Genomic DNA, 18,718 nt, shown 5'->3' with positions numbered 1-18,718 from the left:
TGATCATCCGGGCGGCACTGGCCGGCAAGCGGTTCTTACAGCAATTAGCGTTTTGACAGAGGAGCAGGAATGAAGAAGCGAGACTTCAACAAGCTGCTGGTCGCGGCCGCCGCAATGGGCCTCGTCGAGTTTCCATTGGGCATCACGCGGGCGATGGGCCAGACGCGCGGGGGAACGCTCAACTCGATCCTGCAGCCCGAGCCGCCGATGCTCAATATCGCTGTCAATCAGCAGACGCCGACGCAAACCGTCGCCGGCAAAATTTTCCTCAGCTTGCTGACCTACGATTTCAACCTCAAGCCGCTGCCGAGCCTCGCTACGTCGTGGGACGTTTCCGCCGACTCGCTGACCTATACGTTCCATCTCGCTCAGGGCGTCAAATGGCACGACGGCAAGTCCTTCAGCGCGGATGACGTAGTCTATACAGCGACAGAATTCCTACCGCAAACCAGTCCGCGTGCGCGCGACATATTTGGCCGCTGCGCGTCCATTACCGCGCCCAATGCGAACACGGTGGTTTTCAAACTGAAAGCGCCGTTCGGTCCGTTCCTGAATGCGTTCGACATTGCCAACTTGCCGGTGATGCCGAAGCATATCTACGCGGGCACCGACGTGGTCAAGAACCCGGCCAACCTCAAGCCGATCGGTACCGGACCATTCAAATTCCAGGAATGGGTCCGCGGTTCGCATATCCGCCTCGTACGCAACGACGATTACTTCAAGAAAGGCCAGCCGTATCTCGACGCGATTATTTACCACATCGTCCCGGACGGTGCGTCCCGTGCGCTCGCGCTGGAAGAGGGCGACGTCCAGCTTACCCAATGGACAGATCTGGAACTATTTGACGCACGCCGCCTGGCCGCCGAACCGCAACTGGCGATGACGACCAAGGGTTACGAATACTTCTCGCCGATCATGTGGCTGGAGATGAACAACCGTGTCCCGCCGATGAACGATAGACGATTCCGACAGGCAGTCATGTACGCGATCGACCGTGAGTTTATCCGCTCTAAAATTCTCTACGGATTCGGCCGGGTCGCTACCGGTCCGATCAATTCGCGCACTCGGTTCTACGAGCCCAACGTCAAGAAGTACGAGTACTCACTTGCCAAGGCGACCGCGCTGCTCGACGAGATGGGTCTCAAGCCGGACGCGAGCGGCGTGCGCGCACGGATCAGCTTGGTAGTTGCGCCGTATGGCGAAATGGTCAGCCGTGCTTGCGAATTCCTGCGCGAGTCGCTGGGCAAAGTCGGCATCGCCGTGACGCTGCAGACTACGGATGCCGGCGGATGGTCACAGCGCATCGCGAACTGGGACTACCAGATGACCATCAACTGGCTATATCAGTTCGGCGACCCTGCGCTTGGCGTCACCCGAAGCTACGTATCGTCGAATATCCGCAAGATCCTGTTCTCGAACACTGAGGGTTATTCGAATCCAGAAGTCGACAGGCTGGCCGATCAGGCCGCCGGCGAGACGGTCGATGCAAAGCGTCAGGCGCTTTACAGCCAGATGCAGAAGATCCTTGTGGAAGACGTGCCGATCGCGTGGCTGGTGGAGCTGGAGTTCCCGACAATCTACGACAAGCGCTTGCAGAACCTCGTGACGACCGCGATCGGCATTCACGAAAGTTTCGATAACGTCTATTTCAAGGGTTGATGCAATGAGTGCGGAAGTCATGCAGCCTGCCGTGGCTGTGCGGTCCGGGCGAGCGCCATGGAATTCGGCGATGGCGCTCTCCACGCAGATCATCAAGATGATCTGCATCGTGTTGCTGATCGCCGTGTTCAATTTCCTGCTGATTCGCGCGGCGCCGGGGGACCCTGCGCTTGTGATTGCCGGCCAGTCGGGTGCGGTCGACGCGCAGTTCGTCGAGCGCATCCGCAGCGAGTACGGGCTCGACAAGCCGCTCGTGGTCCAGCTCGGCACATATCTCGACAAGATCGTGCATCTCGACCTTGGTTATTCGTACCGGCAACAGCGTTCGGTGCTTTCGCTGATTCTTGAGCGTCTACCAGCGACGCTGCTGCTCGCGCTCAGCGCATTCGCGCTGTCGCTGCTGGGCGGTATGCTGCTCGGCTGCCTTGCCGGCGTGAGAGCCGGGCGATGGTTGGACACGGTCATCACGGTCATCTCCCTCGTGGTGTATGCGACGCCCGTGTTCTGGCTCGGCCTGATGATGGTTCTGCTGTTCGCGGTGCGTCTGCCGTGGCTGCCGGCGTTCGGGTATCGGGACGTCTCACGCGAACTCACCGGCTGGGCGGCCGCGATCGACGTAGCCCGGCATCTGGTGCTGCCTGCTGTGACACTTGGCATGCTGTATCTCGCGGTCTATACGCGGCTGATGCGGGCGTCGATCATCGAGGTTAGTCACCAGGACTACGTGAAGACTGCCCGGGCGAAGGGCGCCTCACCTCGCCAGGTTCTCTGGCGGCACATGGTGCGCAATGCGTTGCTGCCGGTCGTGACAATGGCCGGTCTCCAGGCTGGGACGCTGATCGGCGGCTCGGTGGTGATCGAAACGGTATTCGCGTGGCCCGGACTCGGACGGCTGACCTACGAAGCGGTGCTGGCGCGCGATTACCAAGCGCTGCAGGGTGTCTTTTTCGTGCTGTCGGTCGTGGTGGTCCTGTTCAATTGGCTCACCGATCTGCTGTATCGGGTCGTCGATCCGCGCATTCGAGCTGCCTAGCCGCACGGCAACGCCGATGCCGCGTCCGCTTACGTCTCCTTCATCAGGATCCTGTTATGCAAGCACTGATTCGTTCCTATCTGCGCCACCCCAGCGGTGTCATCGGCCTGGTTATCCTGCTGGCGATCATCGTGCTGGCGGTGTTGGCTCCGGTGATCTGTCCGGGCAGTCCGTGGGATTCAGCAGGCCAGCCGTTTATGCCTCCCGACAGCCCCGGCTTGCTGCTCGGTAGCGACAGTCTCGGTCGGGACATCGCCTCCGGTATTGTCCACGGCGCCAGCGTGTCGCTGCTGATCGGCTGTGTATCGACGCTTGCCGCCGTGTCGATCGGATTGGTGATCGGTGCAACCGCCGGGTATCTGGGCGGCCGCATCGGCGACTGGCTGATGCGCTTTACCGAGCTCTTTCAGGTGATTCCAGCCTTCCTACTGGCGATCCTCTTGGTCGCGATCCTCACACCGTCGATCAAGACGCTCACCGTGGCGATTGCGCTGGTGAGCTGGCCGCAGCTTGCGCGCCTCACGCGCGCCGAGTTCATGGCGCTGCGCGAACGCGAATTTGTCCAGGCTGCACGCTGCCAGGGCGAGTCCGGAATGGCAATCGTGCTGCGCCAGATACTGCCCAACGCGTTGTCACCGATCATTGTCACCGCGTCGCTGAGCGTGGCAAACGCAGTGCTGATGGAGAGTGCGTTGAGCTTCATGGGGCTGGGAGACCCGAACCTGATGAGTTGGGGTTTCATGATTGGCGAAGCACGCACGATGATCCGCGTTGCCTGGTGGATGAGCGCCTTTCCGGGGCTGGCCATTCTGCTGACGGTGATGGCGATCAACCTAGTGGGCGAAGGCCTGAACGATGTCCTTAACCCGAGAATATCGCGTCGATGAAGAACTCCATTACTTTCCCGGACCAGCAGGATACCCCGTTGTTGGCGGTCCGCAATTTGTCGATTGCACTCCCGAGCGCGGCGGACCGCGACCGGGCCGTCACTGATCTGTCGTTCGACGTGCGCGAAGGTGAAATCGTCTGCCTCGTTGGCGAGTCGGGCTCGGGCAAATCAATGACCGCGCATTCGATACTTGGGCTGCTGCCGCGAGGCGTGCGAACGCTGCCCGGGACCAGCGTGTCCCTGGCCGGCAAGCAACTAGTCGGACTCGACGATGCGCGAATGCGCGGCCTGCGCGGTCGCGACGTTGCGATGATTTTCCAGGATCCAATGAGCGCGCTCAATCCCTTGCAGACTATCGGTCGTCAGCTAACCGAAGCAGTTCGCCTTCATGACGGCGGTCGTTCGCCGGTCCGCGAATTTGATGAGCGCTGCGCGGAGATGATCGGCTCGGTGGGTTTGCCATCTCCGCAACAGATCATGCGCAGCTTCCCGTTCCAATTGTCGGGCGGACAACGCCAACGTGTAATGATCGCGATGGCACTGCTCAACGGTCCGAGGCTGCTGATTGCTGACGAACCGACTACCGCACTGGATGTGACGACCCAGCGACAGATTCTCAATCTGTTGCGTCACATGCAAGTCGAGCGGCGCATGGGTGTTCTGTTCATCACGCATGACTTTGGCGTGGTGGCGGACATTGCAGACCGGGTGATCGTGTTGCGTCAGGGCCGGCTCGTCGAGCAGGGAACGCGCGAGCAGATTCTCACGCGTCCGGCGCAGCCGTATACGCGGCAATTGATCGATGCCGTGCCGGGGCGCCGGCCGAGCGTTGGAGCCGCGGTCCAGGACATATCGCGCCGGGTCGCGCCGCCGATGCTCGAAGTTGCTGGCCTGTACAAGACTTTTGTTTCGCGCAGCGGCTGGTTCAATCCAGCGCGCGTGGTGGTGGCTGCCGACGACATCAACTTCGTGGTGCGCGCGGGCGAGACTGTATCGATCGTCGGCGAATCGGGTTCGGGCAAGACCACGCTCGGGCGCATGATCATGCGGCTGACCGAGCCCGATGCTGGCACCATCAAACTCGCCGGGAACGACGTGTTGCAGGCATCTGGCGCGCAGTTGCGCGCGTATCGGCGCCAGGTGCAGATCGTCTTCCAGGATCCATTCGCCTCGCTCAATCCGCGCCAGCCTATTGGCGACGCCATCATGCGGGGGCCGGTCGCATTCGGCATGCCGCGTGCCGATGCCCGCGCACTCACCGCCCGCTTGCTGGAGCGTGTCGGGCTCGGTGCTGCGGCGATACCGCGTTACCCGCACGAGTTCTCGGGCGGCCAGCGCCAGCGCATTGCGATCGCACGCGCGCTGGCGCTGCGGCCGCGTGTGCTGATCGCCGATGAGGCGGTGTCCGCGCTCGATGTGTCAGTGCAGGCCCAAGTGCTCGCGTTACTCGAGGAACTTAAAAACGAACTCGAGTTGACGATGCTGTTCATCACCCACGACTTGCGCGTGGCGGCGGAAATTTCTGACCGGGTCATCGTGCTGCAGCGGGGACAAGTGGTGGAGGAAGGTTCATCCGCACAGATCTTTGGTGCGCCTCAGCACGCGTACACCCGCCAATTGCTCGATGCGATGCCGGGCAAGGAGATTTTCGCGCATCCCGGCGACGCGACGCGGTCCGCCTGCGCCAGTCCGGCGGCTTGACGCGGCCGTGATCGGCGCGCTGCCATCGATGTGCCGGGTTTAAGAATTTTATTTTTCGGAATTTATAGGTCTACTAATCATTTACATAATTTCATGGAGGTTTCGAATGCGATTTAAATCGATGCTTGGGCTACTCGCGTTGGCACCTGCCCTTTCCTATGCACAGAGCAGTGTCACGCTCTATGGAATGCTCGACACCGGTATCCAGTACCTGAACCATGCGAATTCGGCTGGCAACTCCCAGGTCGGCATGATCAACGCGGGCTTCTGGCCGTCACGCTTCGGCTTGCGTGGCCAGGAGGATATCGGCGGTGGCACCACGGTGCTGTTTCAGCTTGAAAACGGCTTCGACTCGACTAGCGGCGCGCTCGTGTCATCCGGGACATTGTTCAACCGGACCGCACTGGTCGGTTTGGGCAACAACGGCTTGGGCACGCTGACCGCCGGACGCCAATACAGCGTTCAGTACGACAAGACGCTGAACTACGATCCCACCTCGCTCGCGTCGTATTCGATCCTCTCGATCGATCCGATTCCACTCACGACCTTGCGACTGAACAACTCAGTCAAATACCTGTCGCCAACACTCGCCGGCCTCAACGTCGAAGCGATGTACGGCTTTGGACAACAGCTGGCCGGCAACACGGAGGCTGGTCGCTATATCGGCGCGTCGCTGGAATACGTGGTGGGTCCATTCGCGACGCGCTTCGTGTACGAAGAGAGCCGCGGTACGGTGGGCACCGGCATCGATCAGTCAGGGCTCGCCGATCGCCGCTACAGCCTGGCGGCGCGCTGGTCAGTGCCGAACAGCTACATCGTGTCGGCAGGCGTTACGCGAGTGGGTGGGGATCTGCAACTGACGCCGCGCGGTACCGTGTACTGGGCGACCGGCGGCGTGTGGTTGTCGCCGGATATCAATCTTGACCTGACAGCGGGGCGATACGACTATCAGGGAAAGGGCCAGCACTCGCAGATGCTTACGACGAGCGGTCGCTATTTCTTGTCGAAGACCACTTATCTATATGCAAACGTTGGGTACATGGCTAACCAGGGCAATGCCGACCTCAGTATCTACAACTATGCGACGACCGAGGCCGGAAAGAATCAGCTTGGCATGTCGTTCGGTATCAACAAGCGCTTCTGAGCACGGGACTGGATATCCAGCATACAGCGGCGATGGGCGGCGTGAGCCGTCGGGCGCTGTCATTCACAGATTTCATAGCGGAGTAACCATGGATTTTGACGATCCCGCCTTCACCATCCCTACCGGCTCGCCAGCGCCGCTCGATCCGCAGATTGCCTCGTTCATCGAGCAAATGGCGGCGGAGGGCCGCAAGTATCCGCGTCGCGATACCTTGCCGATCGCCGAGGCGCGCCGCGTTGCTGAAAAAGTGCGCGCGCCGTGGGCTGCGGGTGGCCCGGCGATGGCGCAGGTGGACGAGCAGCGGGTGCCGACACGCCACGGTGACGTGCGTATCCGCGTCTATCGTCCGGCGGTGTGCCATCAGCCGGGCGCGTTGATCTACCTACCCGGTGGCGGCTTCGTGCTTTTCAGTGTCGACTCCCATGACCGTCTAATGCGCGAGTATGCCGAGCGAGCTGGCATAGTCGTAATAGGCGTCGATTACCCGCGTGCACCCGAGGCGCGGTTCCCCCGCCCCCTTGAAGCTTGCATTGATGCCGTGCAATGGATCGCCGCAAACGCGTCCGCGTTGCGCATTGATGCGGGCCAGCTTTTCATCGGCGGCGATTCCGCGGGAGCGAACCTCGCGGTCGGCGTCGCGCTGGCATTGTGTGGCGAAGGTGGCCAATGCGAAGTCGCATTGGCAGGCCTTGTACTGAACTATGGGACCTTCGGCAACAACCTGTTCCGTAATTCCGTGGTGCGCTACGGCGCGGGCGATTACGGCCTGTCCGCACACATGATGATCTGGTTTCGCGGCATGTACATCGAACGTGGACAGGATTTGCGCGACCCGCGCTACGACCTGATGCGGGCTGACGTTGCGGGCCTGCCGCCGGTGTGGATGGTCATCACCGAATGCGATCCGCTGCATGACGACAGCGTCGCGTTCCAGCGCAAGCTTGAGCAGGCTGGTGTCGATGTACTGGCCACCACCTATCGCGGCACGGTACACAGTTTCCTCGAAGCGGTGTCGATTGCCGAGGTGGCCGCGACCGCATTCGATGACACCGCGCAATGGCTTCATCGAACGGCCGCCCGCGCGTCGGGTGGCTGACAACGCAAGACCGGGAAACGGGCAGCGCCCGCCACGCCGGAGAGGTTTCGTATCTGGAGAGCAACACGATGTATATCAAACCACCCTATGCCGAGGACGATCTTTCAGTCCTGCACACGCACATGAAAGACTGGAGTTTCGCGACCCTGATCAGCCGCTCGAATGCAGGCCTGCATGTCTCTCATTTACCGTTCCTGATTGACCCGCAACGGGGTCCGCTGGGAACGCTGACCACTCATCTGGCTCGCGCGAATCCGCATTGCGATGCATTGCACACCGCGATCGAGGTCGTGGTTGTCTTCAATGGTCCTCATGCGTTCGTCTCGCCGAGCTGGTATCGCGAGCAAAGGACGTTTCCTACCTGGAACTATGCGGCGATCCACGCGCACGTCCGGATTGAATGGATTGACGATCCGGAAGCTATTCGCGAGGTGCTCACGCGTACGGTCGTTACGTATGACACGCCGGTCGGTGGATCATGGTTATTTGGTGCGATGCCGGAAGATCTCATCGCGCCGCGGCTTCGCGCGATCGCGGGCCTCGATCTGACGATCACCGGCATTGAAGGCAAGTTCAAGCTGAACCAAGACCGTTCGGCGGACGACCGCCACGGTGTGATCGCCGCGTTGCGACGGGAGGGTACTGCTCAAGACAAAATGCTGGCGCAATTGATGGCTGACAGAGAGACAGTCCGGCCTATACATAACGATGACTTGGTCGGGAATTAAGATGACAAACCCTATTGAACCCGGCCTCGAGCCGGGGCGAAACGACGCGGAGATGAAGGCGCGGCGTGACTTGTCGACGCTATACAGGCTTGTCGCCCATTTGCGCATGACGGATCTGATCGACACGCACATCAGCGCGCGCGTGCCAGGCACCGCGAACCAGTTCCTGATCAATCGCTACGGCGTGATGTTTCATGAGATGACGCCGGATGACCTAGTGAAGATAGATATCGATGGAAATCCGGTCGAGGAGGGCGACGAGGAAAGCCAGAGGATCAACTCGGCAGGCTTCACGATCCATTCGGCAATCCACTCGGCGCGGCACGATCTGGCTTGCGTCATCCATACGCATACCGTAGACGGCATTGCGGTTGCATGCCAGCAGGACGGCCTGTTGCCGATCACTCAACACGCGCTGCGCTACTACAACAGGATTGGCTATCACGCGTACGAAGGAATCGCGCTGGACCTTGAAGAACGAGAACGACTGATTCGCAATCTCGGGCGACACGATGCGATGATCCTGCGTAATCATGGATTGCTGGCTGGGGGGAAAACCATCGCCCAAGCCTTCGTGAACATCCATTTCCTCGAGCGCGCGTGCCAGGCGCAAGTGAAGGCAATGTCGGGCGGTGCGGGGCTTACGTTTCCTTCGCCCGAGGTTTGCGAGCGTACGGCGCAGCAGTTTGAGCGTCCTGGCGGACTGGAGTATTGCGAGAGGGCCTTCGTGGCTGCGCAGAGGTTTCTATAGTGTCACGCTGTCGTGCGTCGCACGGTTTGCCGTGCAAGAGAAAGTCATTTTCTCAAGAATGACCGTGTGATCGAGGACATGGGGCGCGACGCCTCGGCTCCGGTAGGTGACTTGGTGTTCCTTCGGCGAGCGTCCGATTGGGCGCCGGAACATCGCGGTGAATGCGCTGGACGACACGGCGCGCTGGCTTTGCGTGCAGGTAACCGTTTGATCCGACCGGGAGCGGTTAACCAAGCCTGCGGTTGCTACCGATAACGTTAGTTGCTGCGCGGACTCGCACAATGACTGCCGTGCGTCGGAGATCCGCGATGAATCCATCCACGTTTTGCTTTTTAACACAGGAGTTAAAATTGCCCGAATTCACTGGCGGAAAGCCAGACCAAACGGCCGTCCCTTATCAACTGCCGCAGTCCGCTTTCATGTTGCCTGACTTGATACACCTGGGTGTTCTCGGCGATTGGTTGGCCGACGATAAGCTCTGGGTGCCGATCACCCCCTCAGTCGCATTCAAGCCGCTGCTCCTGAGCGCAAGCCAAGGCTATTTCGTCACATTGCTACGAGTTCGTCAGAGCGGTGTATTGTCCCGGCACCGGCATGCCGGGCCCGTCCATGCGCTGGTTCTCAAGGGACGCTGGTATTACCTCGAACACGACTGGGTCGCCGAACAAGGCTCGTATGCCTACGAGCCCGCAGGCGAAACTCACACGCTATACGTTCCGCCGGACGTCAACGAAATGATTACGTGGTTTCATGTCACCGGCGGCTATACCTACGTCGACCCGCAAGGGCAGGCCTTGGGTTACGAGGACGTGTTCACGCGCATCGAAGCGGCAAAAGAGCACTACGAGGCGATCGGCCTCGGCGCCGACTATGTGAAGAGGTTCATTCGTTAGTCCGATTTTTTCATCGCCTTGCTCCGCGTAGCGAGCAAGAGCAGAACTTGGCAGAAAGTGGATATGACTCAACTCATCGCGGTTGTGACGGGCGGCGGTACCGGCATCGGGCGCGCCGTAGCCGAGGAATTGTCCCGAGGCGGTATGCGCGTGCGCTGCCTGGGAATGGATGCAGATCCCGACCTGCATCGTGATCTGGAACTCGTGCGCGCCGATGTCACGAGCACCGACGCCGTGCAGGCAGCGCTCGCGGATCTAGATACCGTGGCGGTCCTGATTAATGCGGCCGGTATCATCAGGCACGAAGGACGGGAATTTACGCCTGACGGCTTCGGCTCTGTCATGGACGTAAACCTGAACGGCTCACAGCGCTTGATTGCCGTCTTGCAGGAGCGTTTGATCGCGTCGCGCGGCGCAGTGGTCAATATCGCTTCGATGTGGAGCTTCTTCGGTTCGGCCAAGAATCCAGCTTATGCCACCAGCAAGGCTGCCATCGTCGGCCTGACCCGCTCCTACGCGGTGGCGCTCGCGAGTTATGGGGTGAGGGTGAATGCGGTAGCGCCGGGCTGGATTCGCACGGAACTATCGGCCGGTGCGTTGGACGACCCTGTGCGCAGCGAGGCGATTATGGCGAGGCTGCCGATGGGACGCTGGGGAACCCCGCAGGAAGTCGCGCGAGTGGTGCACTTTCTGTGCTCGGACAAATCGCGGTACGTGACGGGAATCGTGCTCCCGGTGGACGGTGGGTTTGCGGTAGCTTGAGCTGCGTTGTCAGGTCTGCAAATACCTTGGATGCTTCAGTTTCCCTGCTCGGGGATCTCTTTCATTGTAGCGAGACTCTCGACTTCGTTTTATCTCGGCACTCAAGGGCCGAAGTGACTCCTTGGTACTTGATCTTTTTTGAATCCTCGTTTTTGACTACCGTCTCCGATTGCCATATAGGTCCGCTCGCACGCGACAAACCCAGTCAGTCAGGTGTTTGATAAGCTACAGTTGCATATTCGGGCAGGTCCGGCGATTGGATGCCTCCACGAGGTGCAGTGAGGCCTCGTTGCCTGGAGGAAGTCGACAGGTGCCTGTTGAGCAACATGCGAGGAGGATACCTGTTGGGCGGTTCGCTACCGTCACTTTGCTTTGAGCGCCGGAAAATTTCAGGTCGAGGCGGTTTTGCCGAGAGACCGGCGAGAAGCAGTATTAACGGGATTAACAGGAGGGAGATTCGATGGTTATGCAGGCGACGACGAAGTCCGGCGAAAGGAACAAGCCGGAAATCCGTCGGCCGACCCAAGAGCGGGGCAAGCAGCGGTATGAGGATATATTGAACACGGTCGAGGTCCTGTTGCAGGATCGAGACCCGTCAGATATCGGTATCTACGATATTTCGGCCAATCTCGGTATTTCGCCGCAGAGCGTCTACCATTTTTTTCCTGAAGTTTCGCTCGTCTTTGTTGCTCTTGCAGAACGCTATTTGGCGTCGTTTCGTGCTGTAGAAACCGCCGAACTCGGTCATTTCGAGTCGTGGCAGGATTTGCTGAAGGCGCAACACGCCGGAATGCTGGAGGTGTTCAGCACAAATCCCGCAGTACGCAAAGTGCTCCTGGGCGTCGGATACTCGTCAGAAATCCGCCGGCTCGACCAAGAGAACAACCGGATTTTGGCCCAGCATCTCCTCGATGGATTTCGTCGACATTTCATCTTGTTTGATCTGCCTGACCTGCACGAACGCTTTGTCGAAATGGCTGCTATCAATGACGCGATTTGGTCGCTTTATCTACTGCGGGGAGGAGTGATCGATCCTGAGGCGGAGCGCATCGCGCACCGCGCGCGCGTTGCGTATTTGCGAACTGTGCTGCCTGAATATCTAACGCCGCGCTCGGACGAACTCGGGAAAGCTGGATGAGGGTGTCCCAGCCAAAATAGCGCTGGCGATAGTGCGCGTGGTTGCACGACCCGTCAACGTGCCGGCAGAGTCAGCAGCGGGGTTGCCGAAATGCCCACGGCATTGCTGTCCGAGCGTGGCGCTAACTCCATGGGTTCTGTCGCAGTAAGCCGATCTCCTATGGTGGTCGGTTCCGAGACGAGCGATGTAACGAATGACCAAGACCCCGAACGCCACTGTGAGCAAGGCGCTAAAGCGGCTGCATTACCCGCTGGATATAATGCTGACATGCGTACGTTGGTACGTCGCCTATCCGTTGAGTCTGCGTCATCTGGAAGAAATGATGTCCGAGCGGGCAGTGTCGGTCGATCATTCGACGGTGCACCGGTGGGCTATCAAATTGCTGCCTGCGCTCGGTAAGGCATTCGGACCGTAAAAGAAAAAGGTTGGTCGAAGTTGGCGAATGGATGAGACCTACATCAAGGTCAAGGGCGAATGGAAGTGTGTGTCACGAACACAAGCGAGGAGCTTGTGATGCTGTACTGAAGATGGAAGTTGGCCTTCCGAAGCCGGCCTGCAGGGGCAGGCTTCAAACCGCCCGGTGCTGCTGCGTTCAAAAGGCGTGGTAGTGAGCGACCGTGGAAAAGTCAGCCGTTGAGGATGGCAGATAAGTATTGAGAAGATGAACGAAAGTGAACCGTCCGATGACGCATCGTTATTGCCTTAAAGCACTGTCAAAACTGGGGACGACTTCCAGCTCCAGGATAGGTCGGGACGATACCTGCTTACGGTCCCGATGGCAGTCGGTGTATAGGCGGCATGATCTCAATACAGGCTTTGGTACGGAACGTGAGAACCTTGCTCTGGATGTGAAGGGAAATGACAAGTGGCAGACACCATGAGAAAGAATACCGATGCCAGAGTGAGGGGCGGAGCTGCCCGTAGTAGTGTTGAAGCCGTTGTAATGATGGTGGAGCGAAGGGGCGGCGTTATCCGGTTGACGAAGGTCACCAACCTGCATTGCGGGGATGAGTGACGTGACATCAACAAAACCCTATTGCATAGCAAAGCGTATGGTGTGGGAAGCGTATCAACTGGTGAGGGCTAACCGTGGCGCTGCCGGCGTGGACGATGAAACGATCGCCATGTTCGAGCAGAACTTATCGGGAAATCTTTACAAGCTGTGGAACCGGATGTCGTCGGGGTCGTACTTCCCGCCGCCGGTTAAGCAGGTTGAAATTCCGAAGGCCAAGGGCGGCACTAGGAAGTTGGGCGTTCCCACTGTGTCTGATCGAGTTGCGCAAAGCGTGGCCAAGCTCATGATTGAGCCGGTGCTCGATCCGATATTCCATGAAAATTCCTATGGATACCGGCCGGGCAAGTCGGCAAAATAGGCGATTGCCGTCACGCGAAAGCGTTGCTGGCAGTACGACTGGGTCGTTGAGTTTGACATTAAGGCGGCATTTGACTGGATCGATCATGCGTTGTTGATGAAGGCGGTGCGACGCCACATCAAGGAAGACCGGATCTTGCTGTACATCGAGCGGTGGCTAATTGCGCCGTTCGAGACTGCGGATAGGACTCAGTTGCCACGGGCGCGGGGCGTTCCGCAAGGCGGAGTGGTCTGCCCCATCCTGATGAATCTATTCATGCATTATGCGTTCGACCTCTGGATGGAGCGAACTTATCCTCACTCTCCTTTTGCTCGGTATGCCGATGATGCGGTGGTTCATTGCCGCAGTCGGGCACAGGCAGAAGAACTGATGCGAGAGATCGCATCACGACTGGAGGAGTGCGGATTAACAATGCATCCGGAGAAGTCGCAGATCGTGTACTGCAAGGATAGCAACCGTACCCATGTGTATCCGAACGTGCAGTTTACGTTTCTCGGTTTTACGTTCAGACTAAGAGTGGCATCCAGCAAATACAACCGGCGATTTACCAGTTTCCTGCCAGCGGTGAGCAAAGATGCATTGAACCGGATGCGGCAAAAAGTGCGGGGTTGGCGAATACATCGTCGGACACCAACGACACTTAATGACCTTGCGCAGCAATGTAACCTGACGATGCAAGGGTGGTGGAACTACTACGGTGCGTTCTATCAGACTGCGATGCACGAGCTCTTCCAATACGTTGACGGAAGGCTTGAGCAATGGGCCAGACGCAAGTATAAGACACTGTCGGGCCACAGGCGCCGTAGTGTGGAATGGCTCCGCAAGATGAAAAGGTCCGTGCCGCGGATGTTTGTCCACTGGCGTGTCGTCGAAGGACTGGTTGGATAACGGGAGCCGTATGACGCGAGAGTGTCACGTACGGTTCTGCGAGAGGTTCGGGGCGAAACTCCCGGGCCTACTTACCACCTCTATCGGGCGGTGGACAAGGCGGGCAAAACCATTGATTTCCTGTTCAGAGCCAAGCGGGACAAGGCCGCGGCCCTGCGCTATTTCGAAAAGGCGATCGCTGGAAACGGCGTACCGGAGACGGTGACGATCGACAAGAGCGGAGCGAATCTCGCAGGGCTAAATGCGATCAATGCTGATCGCGAAGTGCCGATCAAAATTCGATAATCGAAGTATCTGAACAACGTGGTGGAGCAGGACCATCGAGCGATCAAACGCATCGTACGACCAATCCTAGGATTCAAGAGCTTCCGTTGCGCCTGCATCATTTTAGGCGGTATCGAACTCATGCACATGATAGCGAAGGGGCAGATGAAGAGTGACGATGGACGGCGTCGTTCAGTCGCCGAGCAATTCTACGATCTCACGAAATAAGCATTCCTATCCGTTCTGTCTCACTTCCACCTAATTTCCTTACTGGACAGAACCCGGAAACGAGAGTATGAGTCTCAGCCACCACGAGCGCGTACGGCAACGATGAGTCCGGCTGTCAGGATGACCAACCCAGCAAGCTGAGCAGGCGAGGGAAGGTCACCGGTCACCGGGATGCCGAGCAGCATTGCCACACCCGGCGAGAGTGCCGGGAACAGAGCCGCCCGGCTGGGACCCAGGTCCTGCACTGCCCGTGAGAAAGCAAACAGCGCAACCACACCGGACAGGCCGCCTTGGGCAATGATTTGAACAACGAGTACAGCCATACTGGTGGTAGTGAAGATCTGGAGTCCGGAGCAAGCGAGATAGACCGGCGTATAGACGGCCGCCGACAACACAGAGACGACCGCGGTGGCGGGAAGCGGCGCGATATCCCAGCGTCGCTGCAGCACTGAAAAGAGTGCCCACATTGATCCGGCCAGTGCAAAGAGCGCGTCGCCGAGCCATGCTATCGAGCTGCCATGCAGCAAGCCGGGACCTGCTGTGACAGCGAGCCCGAATACCACGACAGCGAGTCCCGTCAATCGACTTGCGCTCGGACGCTCACGGAGAATCACGGCTGCGAGCAGAATGCTGACCAGGGTCAGCATGCCGAGCTGGATCACCGCTGCGTGTGCCAGTGGCGCGAAGTAATAGCCGCTGGCGCTCACGATGATGAACAAAGGGCCGGCAAGCGCAGCGAGGCACAGTCCCTTGCGCCAGCCCACACCGGCGAGGCGGCGCGGGGAATGCCGCAGCAGCCAGGGTAGGAGAAGCAGCCCCGACGTCAGATAGCGCAGAAAGGCGAGATCGGTTGCCTTCAGGCCAGAGCCAATACCGTAGCGGGACACAACAAGAAAGCCGCCCCAGATCAGTGTAGCTGTCAATCCGAAGGCTAATCCCTGGTAGCGTACGCCGACTCTACGACCGGCGACGCTAGTATGGATGACAGTCACTGCGCGTCTCCAGCGGCCGCCAGACGTGTCTGGATGAACTCGCCACTGTCCTTGAGCGCACGGCGGGCATCGGGTACGAGGCTCGGGAACAGTTGCCACTGGTGCACCATGCCGGGCCAGACTTCGGCCGAAACTGCTACGTCGTCCATCGCGGCCACTCGCGCGATACGCAGGCTGTCGTCGAGCAGGATTTCGCCCGCGCCGACCTGCAGAAGCAGCGGCGGCAATCCGTGCAGGTCGGCGAACAAGGGCGACGCGTCGGGGCTGCGCGGATCGACGCCATGCATGTAGATACGGGTTACGTTTAGCAGTCCATCGCGGGTTAGTACCGGGTCTCTATCGGCGTTTGTTCGGGTCGATTCTCCCGACGCGGTCAGGTCCATGATCGGACTCATCGCGACCATCGACGATGGCAACGGCCGGTGTGCCGCGCGCAGCCTCAACGCCAGTTCGAGCATAAGGTTGCCGCCGGCCGATTCGCCTGCAAGTGCGATATTCGAGGCCGAATAGCCTTGTTGCAGCAGCCATTCGTAGCTGGCGACAGCGTCGTCGATCTGGGCCGGATAGACGGCTTCGGGCATGCGCCGGTAGTCGATTAGCAATACGTCGGCTTGAGCGTCCTTCGCGAGCGTGGCGGCGAGCACACGATGGCTGTCGCTGGAGCCGCTATAGAAGCCGCCGCCATGCAGATACAGAATCACGCCACGCCTGTGTGCGCCGGATGCACTGCCATTGTCCGGCGAGATCCACTTGCCGGACACGCCGTTCGCGCTGACCGTGCGGATCGTCACGCCATCCGGAACCGGGAATCTCGCCATCAGCTTTTCGAAGGCGGCCCGCCGGTCGATGAAGTCGTGTGTGCCGACGAGGGATTGTTGACGCATGGCGTTGACGGCAGCGATACCGTCGCTACTTGACAGCGGGGCGCTTTGCGCCTGCACAGCGGTAGCGGCGAGCGTGACGGCTATCGCTGACGCTGCCGCAAAACCACGCGCGGAAATACTTCGGGATTTCATGATTCTCCTTGGGACTTGTGGTCATTGACCGAGGAGAGAAGTGTGGCAGAGCGTGGTTCATCGGGCCAATTCGAAGTAGCGGGATTCGCGATAAGTTTTGCTAATCGGCCTTCCTGTCGCCGGTGGGCAGGAGGAGCTGGCTCAATTGCGTACGACGTGCTTCCTCGATCGCGAGTTCGATGAAATCGAGCACTAGCGGACTACGCTCGTGCTCGCGGAAGAATATCTCCACGGCCAGCGGCTCGAAACCGTCGACCGGACAATGCTCGAGAGAGTCGGGCACCGATGCAAAAACGTAGGCTGCGCTGAGCAGCGAGCCGAGCCCCTGGTCGACCAGGGCGATGCCGACTTGCGATTGCATGGTCTCGTAGACGATAGTCGGCTTGACGTTGGCGTCGGCAAAGCGGGCGAGCACCGAATCGTAGAGCGGTTCGTTGACGGCCCGCGCGGGAACGATCAGTCGCTCACCGGCAAGCTCCTCAATACGCAGACGGGTGCGTTGTGCAAAGCGATGATCGCGACGAACCAGCAGACACCAGCCGGAATCCAGCAGGCGTTCAGAGCCTATGTGCGCCTTTGGGTCCGGTTGCTCGACAGGTACGCCAAAACCTACGTCAATCTCGTCCGTTGCGAGCGCCGCTATTTGCCGCCTCGCGTTCATCTCGTGGCGGACAATATTGACATCGGGGTATAGCGCCTGAAGGCGTATTAGCGCGGGCGGAATAAAAGGCAGGTTGGTGTATTCGACCAGCCCGATCGAAAGTGTGAAGCTTTGCACCTTGCCGGATTCGCGTGCGGCCCGGAGTGTTCTTTCGAGCTGCCCCAGCATCTCTTCAATACCGTCGCGGAGTACTTCCCCGGCAGGGGTGAGCGCGACGCCGCGGGGGCTTCGAATGAACAGCGGGGTGCCGACAAGTTCTTCCAGCTTGGCAATCTGCTGACTCAAGGCGGGTTGCGTTACATAGGCAATATCTGCCGCCCGGCCGAAATGCAGCTCGCGTGCAAGGATTGAAAAGTAGCGAAATTGTCGAAGCTCCAGCGCTTTCATTGTGGGCGGTGAGATGTATTCATGGCTCGATTATTACTCGCCAACGCGCGATGGTGTACGTGCGCCTTGAATATCCTTACGACGGCATAGCATTGTGCGTGGCCGCAGTCGAAATGGCTGTGATCATGATCGAATGTATTTCGTTTCGCGCTGACGATACGGGCTGACCTACGCCGCTAGCATCAAAGCACCGGCATAGAATACGATGTTCGCCTACAAGAAAGGTCCATGAAAGGCTGAAGTGCTGCCAGCTAAAGTCGCGGCGACCGGCATGCTTCGCCACCTTCCAGTTCTCGCCTCCATCCACGCTCACTTCGACGCGCGTGACCCCGGCATCGGACCACGCCCAACCTTCTATATTCGTGGGTTCACCGGCACTCACGACACTCTTGTCCGCGGGCGAGACTATCACGCACTCAGGCGCAACATCCCAGACCGGGCGCGGGCCGGTGGGCGTCGGGTCGTTGTAAAAGCGTGTGGTGTACGACCCAGGCGCACGTCTATCGGCGAGCGTGATCTTGCCCACCCATTTTACGGAGTTCGTGCCGTACCACCCGGGAACGACAAGACGAACCGGACCGCCACGTTCGGCCCGTAGCGGTTTGCCGTTAAGCGCTACAGCGAGAAGAACCTCCGGCGCCAGGGCCTTGTGCAGCGGGAGATCCTTGACGAATGGCTCGTCTTTGATTCCCGCGAACTCGCCCCGTTCAAGTCCTTCGGTCCAGACGTACGCCGCTCCGGGTTGGATACCGCAAAGATCAAGTACGTCGGATAAACGTACGCCACTCCATACCACGTTGCCGACTCGCCGCTTGGCGACCTTGGGCGTAAGCGGGCTGCCAGCGCATTCATGCACCGAATGCACATCGTGTCGCGGCAACGCAAGTATTTCATCGAGCGTTATATTTATTGGATTCGTTACCATGCCGTCGACACGCAACGACCACACTTGCGGATCAACCTCGATCAGCGCCATGTGAGTAACGACGAAGAGCTGCTCATCGTCGGTGACATACTCGGTTAGCGCGTGCACTCCACGGTCGGGGACTCGCAGAAAATACCCTTCATGGGTAACCGTTATTCCGCTGGCACACGGCGCCTCGCGTTGCTTTCCC

At 59.3% G+C, this 18,718-nt stretch carries 17 protein-coding genes and 2 pseudogenes; 15 read left to right on the top strand and 4 right to left on the bottom strand.

Annotated elements, in window-relative coordinates:
- Window positions 1-69 precede the first annotated feature (69 nt).
- From ACSQ8V_RS37640 to ACSQ8V_RS37570, 15 genes and pseudogenes are all read left to right on the top strand, one after another.
- Window positions 70-1,659, top strand: coding sequence for an ABC transporter substrate-binding protein (locus ACSQ8V_RS37640; protein WP_436209185.1), 1,590 nt, complete (start codon window positions 70-72; stop codon window positions 1,657-1,659).
- A gap of 70 nt (window positions 1,660-1,729) precedes the next feature.
- A complete protein-coding gene (locus ACSQ8V_RS37635; RefSeq protein ID WP_436186430.1) occupies window positions 1,730-2,692 on the top strand; it encodes an ABC transporter permease in 963 nt (320 codons plus the stop codon).
- A gap of 56 nt (window positions 2,693-2,748) precedes the next feature.
- The gene (locus tag ACSQ8V_RS37630) at window positions 2,749-3,579 is read left to right on the top strand and encodes an ABC transporter permease (RefSeq protein WP_436185169.1); all 831 of its coding nucleotides are present in this window, start codon (window positions 2,749-2,751) and stop codon (window positions 3,577-3,579) included.
- Entirely contained in the window at window positions 3,576-5,282 is a 1,707-nt protein-coding gene (locus tag ACSQ8V_RS37625) for a dipeptide ABC transporter ATP-binding protein (RefSeq protein ID WP_436185168.1), read from the top strand. Before ACSQ8V_RS37630 ends, ACSQ8V_RS37625 begins: the two co-directional genes overlap by 4 nt.
- Window positions 5,283-5,388: 106 nt before the next feature.
- Entirely contained in the window at window positions 5,389-6,426 is a 1,038-nt protein-coding gene (locus tag ACSQ8V_RS37620; protein ID WP_436185167.1) for a porin, read from the top strand.
- A gap of 88 nt (window positions 6,427-6,514) precedes the next feature.
- Window positions 6,515-7,522: an alpha/beta hydrolase gene (locus tag ACSQ8V_RS37615; RefSeq protein ID WP_436185166.1), complete on the top strand. Its 1,008-nt coding sequence runs from the start codon at window positions 6,515-6,517 to the stop codon at window positions 7,520-7,522.
- Complete coding sequence (locus ACSQ8V_RS37610) at window positions 7,483-8,250, top strand: FMN-binding negative transcriptional regulator (protein ID WP_436185165.1); 768 nt, start codon at window positions 7,483-7,485, stop codon at window positions 8,248-8,250. The genes ACSQ8V_RS37615 and ACSQ8V_RS37610 overlap by 40 nt, the downstream gene beginning before the upstream one ends.
- A 1-nt stretch (window position 8,251) precedes the next feature.
- Window positions 8,252-9,001 carry a class II aldolase/adducin family protein gene (locus tag ACSQ8V_RS37605; protein ID WP_436185164.1) on the top strand — a complete coding sequence of 250 codons (750 nt, stop codon included), beginning with the start codon at window positions 8,252-8,254 and terminating at the stop codon, window positions 8,999-9,001.
- Window positions 9,002-9,420: 419 nt separating this feature from the next.
- Window positions 9,421-9,894, top strand: coding sequence for a 2,4'-dihydroxyacetophenone dioxygenase family protein (locus ACSQ8V_RS37600; RefSeq protein WP_436186429.1), 474 nt, complete (start codon window positions 9,421-9,423; stop codon window positions 9,892-9,894).
- Between the two features lie 63 nt (window positions 9,895-9,957).
- The gene (locus tag ACSQ8V_RS37595) at window positions 9,958-10,656 is read left to right on the top strand and encodes an SDR family NAD(P)-dependent oxidoreductase (protein ID WP_436185163.1); all 699 of its coding nucleotides are present in this window, start codon (window positions 9,958-9,960) and stop codon (window positions 10,654-10,656) included.
- Window positions 10,657-11,116: 460 nt separating this feature from the next.
- Entirely contained in the window at window positions 11,117-11,794 is a 678-nt protein-coding gene (locus ACSQ8V_RS37590; protein ID WP_436185162.1) for a TetR/AcrR family transcriptional regulator, read from the top strand.
- Window positions 11,795-11,987: 193 nt separating this feature from the next.
- Window positions 11,988-12,287, top strand: a pseudogene (locus ACSQ8V_RS37585) (IS6 family transposase); the annotation flags it as partial.
- 514 nt (window positions 12,288-12,801) lie between these two features.
- Window positions 12,802-13,167, top strand: coding sequence for a hypothetical protein (locus tag ACSQ8V_RS37580; protein WP_436185161.1), 366 nt, complete (start codon window positions 12,802-12,804; stop codon window positions 13,165-13,167).
- 3 nt (window positions 13,168-13,170) lie between these two features.
- A complete protein-coding gene (locus ACSQ8V_RS37575; protein WP_436186428.1) occupies window positions 13,171-14,055 on the top strand; it encodes a reverse transcriptase domain-containing protein in 885 nt (294 codons plus the stop codon).
- A 63-nt stretch (window positions 14,056-14,118) separates the two neighbouring features.
- Window positions 14,119-14,547 (top strand): annotated as a pseudogene (locus ACSQ8V_RS37570) (IS6 family transposase); the annotation flags it as partial.
- Between the two features lie 74 nt (window positions 14,548-14,621).
- Here the strand turns inward: ACSQ8V_RS37570 and ACSQ8V_RS37565 are convergent.
- The 4 genes from ACSQ8V_RS37565 to ACSQ8V_RS37550 form a co-directional block, all read right to left on the bottom strand.
- Window positions 14,622-15,539, bottom strand: coding sequence for a DMT family transporter (locus ACSQ8V_RS37565; protein WP_436185160.1), 918 nt, complete (start codon window positions 15,537-15,539; stop codon window positions 14,622-14,624).
- Window positions 15,536-16,555 (bottom strand): alpha/beta hydrolase, encoded by a 1,020-nt coding sequence (locus tag ACSQ8V_RS37560; protein WP_436185159.1) that lies wholly within the window; start codon window positions 16,553-16,555, stop codon window positions 15,536-15,538. Before ACSQ8V_RS37560 ends, ACSQ8V_RS37565 begins: the two co-directional genes overlap by 4 nt.
- Window positions 16,556-16,655: 100 nt before the next feature.
- Window positions 16,656-17,603, bottom strand: coding sequence for a LysR substrate-binding domain-containing protein (locus tag ACSQ8V_RS37555; RefSeq protein WP_436185158.1), 948 nt, complete (start codon window positions 17,601-17,603; stop codon window positions 16,656-16,658).
- Window positions 17,604-17,679: 76 nt separating this feature from the next.
- Window positions 17,680-18,636, bottom strand: coding sequence for a molybdopterin-dependent oxidoreductase (locus ACSQ8V_RS37550; protein ID WP_436185157.1), 957 nt, complete (start codon window positions 18,634-18,636; stop codon window positions 17,680-17,682).
- Between the last annotated feature and the right edge of the window lie 82 nt (window positions 18,637-18,718).

Origin of the sequence: Caballeronia sp. LjRoot31 (assembly GCF_964253885.1) — a bacterium.
Taxonomy (GTDB): domain Bacteria; phylum Pseudomonadota; class Gammaproteobacteria; order Burkholderiales; family Burkholderiaceae; genus Caballeronia.
This window is presented reverse-complemented; position numbering and strand designations above follow the sequence as displayed.

Coding starts and splice junctions, on each gene's coding strand:
- ACSQ8V_RS37605 (WP_436185164.1), top strand. CDS start 8,252: ATGACAAACCCTATTGAACCCGGCCTCGAGCCGGGGCGAAACGACGCG.
- ACSQ8V_RS37595 (WP_436185163.1), top strand. CDS start 9,958: ATGACTCAACTCATCGCGGTTGTGACGGGCGGCGGTACCGGCATCGGG.
- ACSQ8V_RS37620 (WP_436185167.1), top strand. CDS start 5,389: ATGCGATTTAAATCGATGCTTGGGCTACTCGCGTTGGCACCTGCCCTT.
- ACSQ8V_RS37615 (WP_436185166.1), top strand. CDS start 6,515: ATGGATTTTGACGATCCCGCCTTCACCATCCCTACCGGCTCGCCAGCG.
- ACSQ8V_RS37640 (WP_436209185.1), top strand. CDS start 70: ATGAAGAAGCGAGACTTCAACAAGCTGCTGGTCGCGGCCGCCGCAATG.
- ACSQ8V_RS37635 (WP_436186430.1), top strand. CDS start 1,730: ATGGCGCTCTCCACGCAGATCATCAAGATGATCTGCATCGTGTTGCTG.
- ACSQ8V_RS37600 (WP_436186429.1), top strand. CDS start 9,421: ATGTTGCCTGACTTGATACACCTGGGTGTTCTCGGCGATTGGTTGGCC.
- ACSQ8V_RS37590 (WP_436185162.1), top strand. CDS start 11,117: ATGGTTATGCAGGCGACGACGAAGTCCGGCGAAAGGAACAAGCCGGAA.
- ACSQ8V_RS37610 (WP_436185165.1), top strand. CDS start 7,483: ATGGCTTCATCGAACGGCCGCCCGCGCGTCGGGTGGCTGACAACGCAA.
- ACSQ8V_RS37555 (WP_436185158.1), bottom strand. CDS start 17,603: ATGAAAGCGCTGGAGCTTCGACAATTTCGCTACTTTTCAATCCTTGCA.
- ACSQ8V_RS37630 (WP_436185169.1), top strand. CDS start 2,749: ATGCAAGCACTGATTCGTTCCTATCTGCGCCACCCCAGCGGTGTCATC.
- ACSQ8V_RS37625 (WP_436185168.1), top strand. CDS start 3,576: ATGAAGAACTCCATTACTTTCCCGGACCAGCAGGATACCCCGTTGTTG.
- ACSQ8V_RS37560 (WP_436185159.1), bottom strand. CDS start 16,555: ATGAAATCCCGAAGTATTTCCGCGCGTGGTTTTGCGGCAGCGTCAGCG.
- ACSQ8V_RS37580 (WP_436185161.1), top strand. CDS start 12,802: ATGAGTGACGTGACATCAACAAAACCCTATTGCATAGCAAAGCGTATG.